10 protein-coding genes are annotated in these 11,724 nt (G+C 65.9%); all 10 read right to left on the bottom strand.

The features are described from left to right. A partial coding sequence (locus tag DXK94_RS01395; RefSeq protein ID WP_115523489.1) for a glycosyltransferase occupies positions 1-452 on the bottom strand: 452 nt, incomplete at its 3' end. A gap of 95 nt (positions 453-547) precedes the next feature. After that, positions 548-2,197: an amidohydrolase gene (locus tag DXK94_RS01390; RefSeq protein ID WP_115523488.1), complete on the bottom strand. Its 1,650-nt coding sequence runs from the start codon at positions 2,195-2,197 to the stop codon at positions 548-550. A 53-nt stretch (positions 2,198-2,250) separates the two neighbouring features. Next, positions 2,251-5,199, bottom strand: coding sequence for an RNA helicase (locus DXK94_RS01385; protein WP_115523487.1), 2,949 nt, complete (start codon positions 5,197-5,199; stop codon positions 2,251-2,253). Positions 5,200-5,219: 20 nt separating this feature from the next. Then, on the bottom strand, positions 5,220-6,014 hold the full coding sequence (tatC, locus tag DXK94_RS01380) for a twin-arginine translocase subunit TatC (RefSeq protein WP_079596140.1): 795 nt from the start codon (positions 6,012-6,014) through the stop codon (positions 5,220-5,222). Positions 6,015-6,062: 48 nt separating this feature from the next. Beyond that, entirely contained in the window at positions 6,063-6,335 is a 273-nt protein-coding gene (gene tatA, locus DXK94_RS01375; protein WP_079596139.1) for a Sec-independent protein translocase subunit TatA, read from the bottom strand. Between the two features lie 32 nt (positions 6,336-6,367). After that, positions 6,368-6,715: a hypothetical protein gene (locus tag DXK94_RS01370; protein WP_115523486.1), complete on the bottom strand. Its 348-nt coding sequence runs from the start codon at positions 6,713-6,715 to the stop codon at positions 6,368-6,370. 10 nt (positions 6,716-6,725) lie between these two features. Beyond that, positions 6,726-8,723, bottom strand: coding sequence for a YafY family protein (locus DXK94_RS01365; RefSeq protein ID WP_115523485.1), 1,998 nt, complete (start codon positions 8,721-8,723; stop codon positions 6,726-6,728). A 113-nt stretch (positions 8,724-8,836) separates the two neighbouring features. Continuing rightward, positions 8,837-9,232: an FKBP-type peptidyl-prolyl cis-trans isomerase gene (locus tag DXK94_RS01360; protein ID WP_079596136.1), complete on the bottom strand. Its 396-nt coding sequence runs from the start codon at positions 9,230-9,232 to the stop codon at positions 8,837-8,839. An 86-nt stretch (positions 9,233-9,318) separates the two neighbouring features. Next, positions 9,319-10,245, bottom strand: coding sequence for an FKBP-type peptidyl-prolyl cis-trans isomerase (locus DXK94_RS01355; RefSeq protein ID WP_115523484.1), 927 nt, complete (start codon positions 10,243-10,245; stop codon positions 9,319-9,321). Between the two features lie 114 nt (positions 10,246-10,359). Continuing rightward, the gene (pafA, locus tag DXK94_RS01350; RefSeq protein ID WP_115523483.1) at positions 10,360-11,724 is read right to left on the bottom strand and encodes a Pup--protein ligase; all 1,365 of its coding nucleotides are present in this window, start codon (positions 11,722-11,724) and stop codon (positions 10,360-10,362) included.

Genomic DNA, 11,724 nt, shown 5'->3' with positions numbered 1-11,724 from the left:
TTCAGGCCGAGCATCAGGCGGGCGTAGGTGCTGCCCACCCGGGAAATGGCCTGGCGGTAGAGGGGCCAGTTCACCACGCGTCCGCCGGGCACCCAGCGGGAACCCATGGCAAGGTCTGCGCCCTGCTCGATGGCCTCCAGGAGCTGGGGCAGCTGCTCGGGCTGGTGGGAGCCGTCCGCGTCCATTTCCACGAGAACGTCGTAGCCGGCGTCCAGGCCCCACTTGAACCCTGCGATGTAGGCGGCGCCCAGTCCCTCCTTGCCCTTGCGGTGCAGGACGTGGACCTGGGAGTCCCCGGCCGCGATGGTGTCGGCGAGTTTGCCGGTGCCGTCGGGGCTGTTGTCATCCACTACCAGCACGTCCGAGGCCGGGACAGCAGACCGGAGCCGCTGGAGCGTCTTGGGCAGCGATTCCAGTTCGTTGTACGTGGGAATGATCGTAAGGACGCGCACAGAGGGCCTTTCCTGGAGGGAGCGGTCGGTGCACCTGGCGGTCAGCTAGCCGCCGGCAGGCGCAACTATCAATTATAGGGCGGAGAGCGGCAGGGTCAGGAACGCAGTGCCGGGCTGGAGAACAATTCGGCACCGTTCCGCACGGTCTGCAGGCACACAGGGTCCGTGCCGGTGTCCAGCGCAGGCAACAGCGGTGTGCGGGCACGGGGATCCGTACTCCAGGACTGGACGCGCCCATCGGCCACCTGGACCATCAGTTCCTCCACCTCCCACACGGCGAAACTTGCAGGGGCGCCGGGCACGAGTTGCCCCGCCATCGGGTTGGGATATTTGGCCGCACGCCAGCCCGCGCGGGTGTGGCCGAGGAAGGCGGCGCGGGCGGAAATACGTTCACCTTCGGTGTGATGCTCCAGGCACGCCCGCACGCTGGACCAGGGTTTCAGCGGGGTGACCGGGCTGTCGCTGCCGAAGCACACGGGAACACCGGCCGCGTACAGGGAGGCAAAGGGGTTCATGGAGGCGCTCCGTTCCCCCAACCGCTTCCCGTACAGGCCACCGGGCCCGCCCCACGCGGCATCGAACGCAGGCTGGGCGCTGACGGTGACCGAGTATCGGGCCAGCTTTTCAATGGCCGGCGCATCCACCATCTCCACATGTTCAAACCGGTGGCCGGCTGCGCGGACGCGCTGCTCCCCCACCTGCTCAGCCGCGAGGTCCAGAGCTGATAACGCCGCGTCCAGCCCGGCATCGCCGATCACGTGGAAGCCGGCCTGGATCCCCACGAGTGAACACGCGGCAAGATGCGCGGCCGCCTGTTCTGCCGTCAGATAGAGGTTCCCGCGCTCCCCGGGGGCGTCGCTGTAGCCGGACCGGAGCGCAGCAGTGCGCGACCCCACCGAGCCATCGATGTTCAGGTCTCCCGCAAGGCCGCGCAGCGGGAAGCCGAACTGATCCATCAGGCTGCGCGCGTGCTCTTCCGAGGTCGCCAATTCCCCCCAGTACGGCAGGACCTCGGGCAGGGCCTGCCCGTCACTGCCGGCAGAATTCCATGCTGCGGCCAGGCGCAGGTCGTCGAGGCCCCCGATGTGCGGCGCCCCCATCTCGGCCAGGGCAACGTAGCCGTTGGCGGCTGCCTCGGACAGGGCGCGCGCCTGGTGCCGGCGGAGTGCCGCTTCCGGCAGCTGCCGGGTGGACTGCCGTGCCGCCGTGTGGGCCGCGCGCGTAACGCGTGCGCCGCCGTCGAACCCGTCCTGGCTGCGAAGGTCCGCGGCATGTGCCAGTGACGTTGAGACCAGTGCCGAGTGCACGTCCACCCGGGAAAGGTAGACGGGCCGGCCTGCTGATGCACGTTCCAGTTCGTCCGGAGTGGGCAGTGTGGGGTCCGCCCACGTGGTTTCATCCCAGCCGTGGCCCAGGACCGGGCCGTTGCCGGTTGCGGACGACACGGCGTCCAGGAGCTCCCGGGCTGAGGTGACTCCGCCCAGCCGCAGCGAATCCAGGGCGATGCCGGTCTCGGTCAGGTGCATGTGCGAATCGACGAATCCGGGTGCGACGAGTGCTCCCCGCAGGTCGATGACGTCCATGGAACTGTCCGCAATGGAAGACGCCGCCTGCTCGGACCCCACCCACGCCACCGTGTCACCGTCCACGAGCATGGCGGTGGCGAAGGGGTCGGCAGCTGTGTAGACGGACCCGTTGCGGTAGAGGACGACGTTGCGGGGTGATTCCGGACCAGGCTGGGTCATGCGGGGCAGGGCTCCTGAGGGTTGAAACGGGCCGGCTGGACGCCGGGTACTGGCTAAAGGACGGAGGAATATGCCACGACGCCGCGGCGGACCAAGGAGATGGCCTCGCCGCACAGCCGGGCCAGCCGGGGATCAAGACCCGGGATCTTGGCGAGCTGGTCCAGCAGGTCCACCACCTGCTTCACCCAACGGACAAAGTCGCCGGCGGCGAGGTCGGTGCCGCTCAGCACATCCTGCAGGTGGCGGCCGCGTGACCACTTGTAGATGGGCCACACCAGCCCGAGTTCGGGTTCACCGGTCAGCGGAAGCTTGTTCTCCTCTTCAACGTCCTCCAGGGCCGACCATTCCCTCACCACGATATCCACTGCTGTTTCCAGGGAGACACTGGGCATGCGCGGCCGGAGACCGCGGTCCTCTCGCTTGGCCTGGTAGACCAGCACGCTGGCCAGGGCTGCTACTTCGGCAGCGTCCAGGTCATCGAACGCGCCCAGCCGCAGGGACTGGGAGATCAGCAGGTCCTTCTCACCGTAAATCCGCCGCAGCCGCTGTCCATCGGAACTGATGACCAGGCCGCCATCGCCGCTGGCTTCCAGGTAGCCGTAAGCGGACAGGACGTCGCACACGCGGTCGAAGGTCTTGGCGATGGTGTTGGTGCGGCCTTGGATCTGCCGGACCAGGCCGTCGGTCTCCCGCCTCAGTTTCCACCACCGCTCGGACCAGCGCGCATGGTCTTCGCGTTCGCTGCAGCCGTGGCAGGGGTGGGCGCGAAGGGCACGGCGGAGATCGGCAATACGCTTCTCCTGGTTGGGCAGCGCAGCCGCCCGGCCGAAATCATTGTTGCGGTTATGGCCCGGGGCGGGTGGCCGGTTTTCCCGGAGCGCGTTCCGGGCGGAGGACGCCAGGTCCCGCCGTGACTTCGGCACCTTGGCGTTGAATGACTTCGGAATGCGGATGCGTGTCAGCGGTGCAATGGGGCCCTCGAGGTCATCCGTTCCGATCCTGCGCAGCTGGTTGTCCAGGGTCAGCACGGCGGGCCGCGGCTCACGGCTGCTGTGGTCGGAACTGAGCACGATGGCCGGGCCCGGTGCCCTCCCGCCGGGAACATCCACCACGTCGCCGGGCAGCAGCCTGGCCAGCGAGTCGTCGCTGAGCGACTTCCGGGCCCGGGACTTTGTCCGCGACGTGGCGTTTTCGGCATCGGAGAGCTCGCGCCGGAGCCTTGCGTACTCGGTGAAGTCGCCGAGGTGGCATGTCATGGACTTGGCGTACCCCGCGAGGGATTCTTCCCTGCTCCGCACCTGCCGTGCCAGGCCCACCACCGAGCGGTCGGCCTGGAACTGCGCGAAGGAGGATTCCAGGATCTCGCGGGCCCTTGCCCGGCCAAACTGTGCCAGGAGGTTGATGCTCATGTTGTAGGTGGGCCGGAAGCTCGAGTTCAGAGGGTAGGTGCGGCGGGAGGCGAGGCCGGCCACCGCCGTCGGGTCCGTCCCGGGCTGCCACAGCACCACCGCGTGGCCTTCGACGTCGATGCCGCGGCGGCCGGCACGGCCGGTCAGCTGGGTGTACTCCCCCGCGGTGATGTCCACATGGGCCTCGCCGTTGAACTTGTCCAGTTTCTCCAGCACCACGGAACGTGCCGGCATGTTGACGCCGAGGGCAAGGGTCTCCGTGGCGAACACGGCCTTGACCAGGCCGTCGGCGAAGAGTTTTTCCACCACTTCCTTGAACGTGGGCAGCATGCCGGCGTGGTGTGCGGCAAAACCGCGGAGCAACCCGTCACGCCAGGTCCAGAAGCCCAGGACGTCCAGGTCGTCCGGCGGGATGTCGTGCCCCGCTTCGTCAACGCGCTGGGCAATGATGCGCTGCTCTTTTTCCGTGGTGAGCCACAACCCGGAGCTGACGCACTGGGCCACGGCCGCGTCGCAGCCGGCACGGGAAAAGATGAAGGTGATGGCGGGCAGCAGGTCCATCCGGTCAAGGCTCGCAATCACCTGGGGGCGGCTGGCCCTGCGAACGCCGGTTTCTTCTGGGCCCCGGGCGGGACGGTCATTGCCGCGGCGGCCGCGCTGGCCGCGTCCGCCAGGGCCGGGCCTGCTGCGGAAACTGTGCTGGCTTTCGCTGCGGGCAACCGTCAGGAGGTCCGGATTGACGTCAAAGCCGCGGCCTGAGGCAGTGGTTTCCTTCGCGGGCGCCTGCTGCGGCCCGTCGGCGTCCACGGGCGGGGCGATTTCGTCGAAGGTGGTTTCCCCGGCGAACAAATCCATGATCTGCCGGCCCACCATGACATGCTGCCAGAGGGGAACCGGGCGGTGCTCGGAGACGATGATGTCCGTATCACCGCGGACCGTGTCCAGCCAGGCGCCGAACTCTTCGGCGTTGGAGACCGTGGCGCTGAGGGAGACCACCTGCACCTCACTGGGGAGATGGATGATCACTTCCTCCCAGACAGCTCCGCGGAACCGGTCGGCGAGGTAGTGCACCTCATCCATGACCACGTAGCCCAGGTCGTCCAGGGTGGCTGAGTCCGCATAGAGCATGTTCCGCAGGACTTCGGTGGTCATGACCACCACGGGGGCGTCGCCGTTGATGCTGGTGTCGCCGGTGAGCAGTCCCACGTTTCCGGCACCGTACTTTTCGCCGAGTTCCGTGAATTTCTGGTTGCTCAGCGCTTTGATGGGGGTGGTGTAGAACGCCTTGAGGCCGCGCTGGAGGGCCAGGTAGATGGCGAACTCGCCCACGATCGTTTTTCCCGCGCCGGTGGGCGCTGCCACCAGCACTCCCCTGCCGTCCTGCAGGGACAGGCAGGCCTTCCGCTGGAAGTCGTCCAGCTCAAAGTCCAGCGTGCGGATGAACGCACCCAAATCGGTAGCCGCCTCGGCCCTGCGTTCGGCGCTGGCCCGGTACCTTTCTGCCGGGGAGAGCTCCTCAGGATCGCTGGGCGCCGTGGAAAAAGGTCCGCTGGAAGTTGGACCTTTAGGAAACGGCCCGGTGTTGGAGGACATGTACTAAGCCTACTGGGAGCTTAGAGGTTCTTCAGCTCACTGCCCGGGGTGGCGATGTCAGCCGTTGCCTCGGTTTCCGCTGCCCTCCTGGCCTGGCGGCGGGCGCGCCGCTTGTCATTCATGAGGCAGATGCCGATCGCAGCGAAGAACAGGACAAGCAGCGGACCGGCCAGCATGAACATGGAAATGGCATCGGCGCCGGGGGCCGCGATGGCGGCGAGGACAAAGACCAGGAAGACGGTAATGCGCCAGGCCTTGAGGATGGTCTGGCCGGAAATGACACCGGCCATGTTGACGCCCACCAGCACCACGGGAACCAGGAACGCGATACCCAGGACCAAGACCATACGGGTCACGAATTCGATATAGGTTCGGGCATCGATGACACTGGACGATCCGTCCGGCGTGAACTGGGTCAGCGCCCGCACCACCTGGGGCACCACCAGCCATCCGGCCCAGATCCCGGCGAGGAACAGGGGTACCGCTGCCGCCATGTATCCCAGGGTGTACCGGCGTTCCTTTGATGTAAGGCCGGGTGTGATAAACGCCCAGAGCTGGTAGATCCAGATGGGGCTGGATATCACCGCCCCGATGAGGAGCGACATCTGCAGCTTGAAGTCAAACGGGGAAGCAATGGTCCCGAAGTTGATTGCGGACAGTCCCCCGGTTTGCTGCGAGATGCGGTTGACCGGATCGGCCAGCGCCTTCAGCAGCGGATCGTAAAGTATCCAGCCCCCGATGCCGCCGATGACGACGCCAATGGCCGACTTGATCAGCCGGTTCTTGAGCTCCTTGAGGTGGTCCCACAGGGACATGCGCCCCTCAGGGTTGGCTTTACGGGCCCGCGACAGTGCCACTGGGGGTCAGGCGCGGTTCGACGGCGGAACGTCAGTGCCGTCTGTCGGCTCGCCGGGCTTTGCCTTGGGGTGGTTCACGACCGTGCCTTCCACCGGGCCGGAGGCGTCGGTGGTGTCGGTTTTGCCGTCGTTCTTCATTTCCTTGACTTCGGACTTGATGATCCGCATGGACTGGCCGAGGCTGCGTGCCATGGCCGGAAGCTTGGGTGCGGCAAAGAGCAGCAGTGCAACAACGATAATAATGACGATGGGCCAGGGGCCATCAAAGAGTCTTCCCATGGGAAATCCTTTCCTCTCAATACATCCTACTTCTATGTGAAGTCGAGATCCCCGAGCGCCTGCGGCTGGCCCCGGTCCGTCTTGCGCTGAACCCTCCGGCGGCGGCGTTCTTCCCGCCGTGCTGACGTGGATGCCTCGTAATCATGTCGCATGACGGTGGGTGAGGCAAAAACAGCAGAACCCGGCGGTGCCTGTCCGGACTTTTCCGGCTCCGCGTGCTCCTGCAGCGGGGCCAGGTGTCCAAGTTTTTCACCTGCTGCCCCGAGGTCCTTGACGGTCGCCATGAACTGGCGGAAAAGACGGATGCCCAGCAGGACATAGAACAGCAGCGACAGCGCAACAAGCGCTACCCATAAAAGGATCCAGGACCACCAAGGCATGCTGAGAAGTCTAGCCTCCGTACCTGGCCAGCGACGCCTCCAGCCACACCCGTGCGGACGTGGCCAGGTCCTCGGGGGCAATAATGCGGACGGCACCGCCATGCTGGGCGACGAACATGGGCAGCCACGCGGTGTTGCCGAACCGTATCTCGGCGACCAGTCCGCCGTCGGGAAGCTCTGCCGTGCGCTCCGCGTAGTAGTCGTCCGCAAGCCCCCTCCCCTGCCGGGTGAGCTGGACCGTGACGGTGGTGTCGTCGTCGTTCGGTGTAAAAAGCTTGGCGGGGACCGCGCCGGACGCAGTGAGCCCGTCAGCCGCGTGCTGCCCGTTCGGGTAAACGTCCTGCACGCGGTCCAGGCGGAAGTTCCGCAGCCCGTCCACCAGGTGGCAATACGCTTCGAAGTACCACGTGTTGTCGAGGGAGTAGAGCCGCAAGGGGTCCACGTCCCGTTCGGACACTTTGTCCCGTTGCGGCGACAGGTAGGTCAGGTGGAGCCGGGAGCGGGAGCCGATCGCCTGCCGCACCGTGTCATGGATGGCGGCATCGGCCGGCCCCATTTCCGGTCCGGCGAGGGACGCTGCCCGCAGCCCTTCCTCACCGGCGGCCGCAAGCAGCTTGAGCGTCACCGACTCCAGCGCCCCGCCTTCGGCAATGCCCGGCAGCCCGTTCAGGGTTTCGAGGCCCGTCAGGAGCGCGCAGGCTTCGTCCACGGTGAACCGGACTGGCCTGTTGAGGTCCAGGTCCTGGGTGATGAAGACGTGGTCGTTCTCCCACTGGATGTCCAGCAGGTCATCCGGGTAGCCCTCCGGCAGTCCGGAGCAGATGAGGATCCGCAGGTCGTCCTCCAGCTCGTCCCGGCTCACCCCGAAATGGTCCGCTACCTCCTGGATGTGCAGGCCTTGGTTGTGCACCAGGAACGGCACCAGCTGGAGCATCCGCTTGAGCTGGTCCTCCGAGGTCCTGGACCGGGACGGCCGGGAACGGGCCGGTGAAAACGAGTAGTCGGGGGTAGGAGATTCGCTGAAATCGGCAGCGGCCCGGAGCCGCCGCCGGACGGCGACAACAAGCTCCTCCGGGGCTACGGCCCGGGCATCAGGCCCGTAGGATGCCAGTTCTTCCGCGAGGATCTCCGGGTCCCGGAAGTGCAGGGCGATCCGCTCGAAGCCGGCGTCGGGGCGGCCCGGCGCGGCAGCGTCCGCCGGCGTTTCCGCGGCGGCGAGTGCCCGGCGCCGGAGGGCGAGCAGGCGGCCCTCCCGGACATCCACGACGGCGGCGCGGAGCGGCAGTTCGGGGAGCCGGTCGAGTTCCTGCCGGATGTTGAAGTCCGCCGGCGGCGAGTAGTGCTCCTTGTCCAGGATGGCCACTGCACTGGTGAATCGGGACAGCCGGAAGTGCCGGGCGGCCTGGCGTGCCCTGTCGTGGCCCACCAGGTACCACTGCCCGAACCTGCTGCCGAGGCCCCATGGCTCCACTGTGCGCACCTCGTCCTTGCCTGTGCTGCCGGCGAGGTAGCTGAACGTGACGGGGTGCCGGGAATGCATGGCGGCCACAACGTCGTCGAAGGCCTGCCCTGCGGGTTTGATGCGTGGCTGGAGGCCCGCAGGCAGTTCGACGTCGGCCAGCTGGCCTGACGCCTTGAGCTTCCGGAGGGCGCTCTGTGCTGCCGTGCCCAGGGCCGCGCGCTCCCAGAGCTGTGAGGCCAGGAGGAGTACCGTCCACTCCTCGGGCTCAAGCTGGACGTCCGGGAGGCGGTTGGATTCCTTGCCGATGCGGTAGCGCGTAGTGGCGGGGTCGTCTTCGCTCCACCCCAGGTCGGTGAGGGTTTCCACGTCGAAGCCGAACTGGCGCAGATCGTTTTTGTCACGCTCAAACATCCGGCCAAACGCAACGTCGTTGCCCGAAGTGTCATGGTAGACCTTCTCCCGCAATTCACTGCGGCGCAGGCCATACCGGGTGTTGAGGAGCGCGATCAGCAGGTTGAGGAGTCGTTCAGTGCGGGATACGGACACTCTGGTTACGTTACTAAACTCCGGGCGGAACGCAGAAAGCGCGGCAACGCCCGGGACTGTTTCTCCCGGGGGTTGCCGCGCTTTTCCATGGCGGTGCAGTCAGTGGTGCCGGATCAGCGGACGCCCACGAGGTCCACCACGAAGATCAGGGCTTCGTTGGGCTTGATCGCTCCACCGGCGCCACGGGAACCGTAGGCCAGTTCGGAGGGGATTTCCAGGCGGCGGCGGCCGCCAACCTTCATGCCCAGCAGTCCCTGGTCCCAGCCCTGGATGACCTGGCCTACGCCCACGCGGAAGTCCAGGGGCGCTCCGCGGCCCCAGGAGGCATCGAATTCTTCGCCGGTTGACCAGGCCACTCCGACGTAGTGGGTGGAGACGGTGTCCCCTGCCTTGGCTTCGCGGCCGTCGCCCTCGATGAGGTCGGTGATGACCAATTCGGTGGGAACGTCGCCTTCCGGGAAATCAATCTCGGGCTTCTGGCGGTCAAAGTCCCGCTGTCCAAATGACATGGTTGCTCCTTTGTGTCAGTGCTGGTGTTGAATACCGCGTGGTGGGTACCGCGGAAAAGAAAACCGCGGACTGCTTGTAAGTGTTGCTACTTGGCGCCGAGGATGTCCACTACGAACACCAGGTCGCCCTTGGCTTCACCCTGGCCGGCCTCGCCGTATGCCAGGTCCTTGGGGATGACCAGCAGGACGCGGGAGCCCACGGTCTTGCCCGTAAGTCCCTGGGTCCAGCCCTTGATGACCTGGTTCAGCGCGAAGGTTGCCGGTTCACCGCGGTCGAAGCTCGAATCAAACTTGGTGCCGCCCACGAGGTTGACGCCCACGTAGTTGACGGTGAGGGTATCGGTTTCCTTGACGGTGGCACCGTTGCCCTTGATGAGGTCCTGGGAAACGAGCTCGGTGGGAGCTGCCACGCCGTCGACGGAGATTTCGGGGATGCCGTCTTTTTCCGTAACCGAGGGCAGTCCGGCGGGCGGGGTGACGGTCTCGCCTTCAGGCTTTTCAAGGGCCGGGGTTACGTCCGTGGTGGACAGGACCTTGATAACAAGCAATTGGGTGGGCTGGGCTTCGGCTCCGGCGGCAGCTGCCTGTCCGGGGACGGCCAGCGCGAGGCTGGAGCCCACCTTTGCACCGACGAAGGCGTTGTAGATCACGGGGCTGCCGGTCTTCAGCTCCTCGTTGAGTTCGAGGGGCTCCGGATCGTTCGGGAATGTGTCCTCGAGGGTGGCGCCGTCGGTGCCGTTGAGGGCGAGGATGGAAATGTTGGCGATCTGGTTCGCCTTGACGGTATCCCCGCTGCCCTCGGTGATCACCTTGACGGTGGGTTCCGCCACTTCGAGCGGCTTGGCGAATTCCACGCCGGGAGCTTTTTTATCCCCGTTGTCAGTCAGTTTGAGGGAGTCGAACTTTGCAGTCTCGCCAGCGGACTGGCTGGTGGGTTCCGGCTCTGCGGTTGAACCACCGCAGGCGGTAAGCAGCAGCAGACCGGGAAGAAGGATTGCTAGTAGTCGGCGCACGTAAGAGAACTTTCGTCGGGGCAGGGTGGATGCGATGGTCCCGCGTGGCAGCGGACAGAATCGCGGCAGGCCCTGATAAAGGGCCCTATCCAGAATAGCCCCTGAAGCTGGGTGTCAGCCCATAGAGTCCAGAAGCGCATCCACGCGATCGTCCACGCTGCGGAACGGATCCTTGCACAAGATGGTCTGGTGGGCGCGGTCGTTGAGCTTCAGGTGGACCCAGTCCACCGTGTAGTCGCGGCCCAGCTCCTGTGCGCGCCGGACAAAGTCACCGCGCAGTTTGGCCCGCGTGGTCTGCGGCGGCGCGTCAACGGCGTCCTTGATGACGGTGTCGTCCACGATCCGCCGTACCGCACCCCGGGACTGGAGCAGGTAGTAGAGGCCGCGGCCGCGGGAAATGTCATGGTACGTCAGGTCAAGCTGGGCGATCCGCGGGGCGTCCAGGCCCAGCCCGTGGCGTTCGCGGTATTTGTCCATCAGCTTTTTCTTGATGGCCCAGTCGATTTCGGTGTCGATGCTGCGGGAGTCGCCGCTTTCGATGGCCCTGAGCGTCCGCTCCCACAGGTCGAGGATCAGCGGAACATGCGGGTTGTGGGCGCCGTGCTCCTTCACGAAGGCCGTGACCTTCGTCAGGTACTCCTGCTGGATTTCCAGGGCGGTGAGCTGGCGGCCGTTGGCCAGCCGGACAAGGGCCCGGCCGCTGAGGTCGTGCGATATCTCGCGGATGCTGCGGATGGGGTTTTCCATCCGCATGTCCCGCATGATCACACCCGCCTCGATCATGCGCAGTACCAGGTCGACGGTACCCACCTTCATGAGGGCGGTGGCCTCCGACATGTTCGAGTCGCCCACGATGACGTGCAGCCGCCGGTAGAACTCGGCGTCGGCGTGCGGCTCATCCCGGGTGTTGATGATGGGCCGCGACCGCGTGGTGGCGGAGGAAACGCCCTCCCAGATGTGGTCGGCCCGCTGGGAAAAAGCGTACGTTGCCCCATGCGGGGTCTTGAGGATCTTTCCAGCCCCGGCAATGAGCTGGCGGGTCACCAGGAACGGAATCAGGATCTCCGCCAGCCGGGAAAACTCGCCGCGGCGGGGAATGAGGTAGTTCTCGTGGCTGCCGTACGAGTTTCCGGCGGAATCGGTGTTGTTCTTGAACAGGTAGACCGTGCCGTTGAAACCTTCAGCGGCGAGCCGCGCCTGGGCCTCGTCCACGAGGTCGTCCAGGATCAGTTCCCCGGCCCGGTCATGGGCTATCAGCTGCGCGAGATCGTCACATTCGGCGGTGGCGTATTCGGGGTGGGAACCCACGTCCAGGTACAGCCGGGAGCCGTTGGTCAGGAACACGTTGGAAGAGCGTCCCCAGCTGACGACCTTGCGGAAGAGATAGCGGGCAACTTCCTCCGGGGCAAGAGGCCTCGAGTCGGGGCTCGAATAGGAAATCCCGAATTCGGTTTCAATACCGAAGATTCTCTTGTCCAT

Origin of the sequence: Arthrobacter sp. RT-1 (assembly GCF_003367205.1) — a bacterium.
Taxonomy (GTDB): domain Bacteria; phylum Actinomycetota; class Actinomycetes; order Actinomycetales; family Micrococcaceae; genus Arthrobacter.
This window is presented reverse-complemented; position numbering and strand designations above follow the sequence as displayed.

What these genes read in the sequence shown, in the direction of transcription:
- tatA (WP_079596139.1), bottom strand. Translation starts at nt 6,335, where the DNA reads ATGGGAAGACTCTTTGATGGCCCCTGGCCCATCGTCATTATTATCGTT.
- DXK94_RS01385 (WP_115523487.1), bottom strand. Translation starts at nt 5,199, where the DNA reads ATGTCCTCCAACACCGGGCCGTTTCCTAAAGGTCCAACTTCCAGCGGA.
- DXK94_RS01360 (WP_079596136.1), bottom strand. Translation starts at nt 9,232, where the DNA reads ATGTCATTTGGACAGCGGGACTTTGACCGCCAGAAGCCCGAGATTGAT.
- pafA (WP_115523483.1), bottom strand. Translation starts at nt 11,724, where the DNA reads ATGGACAAGAGAATCTTCGGTATTGAAACCGAATTCGGGATTTCCTAT.
- tatC (WP_079596140.1), bottom strand. Translation starts at nt 6,014, where the DNA reads ATGTCCCTGTGGGACCACCTCAAGGAGCTCAAGAACCGGCTGATCAAG.
- DXK94_RS01390 (WP_115523488.1), bottom strand. Translation starts at nt 2,197, where the DNA reads ATGACCCAGCCTGGTCCGGAATCACCCCGCAACGTCGTCCTCTACCGC.
- DXK94_RS01370 (WP_115523486.1), bottom strand. Translation starts at nt 6,715, where the DNA reads ATGCCTTGGTGGTCCTGGATCCTTTTATGGGTAGCGCTTGTTGCGCTG.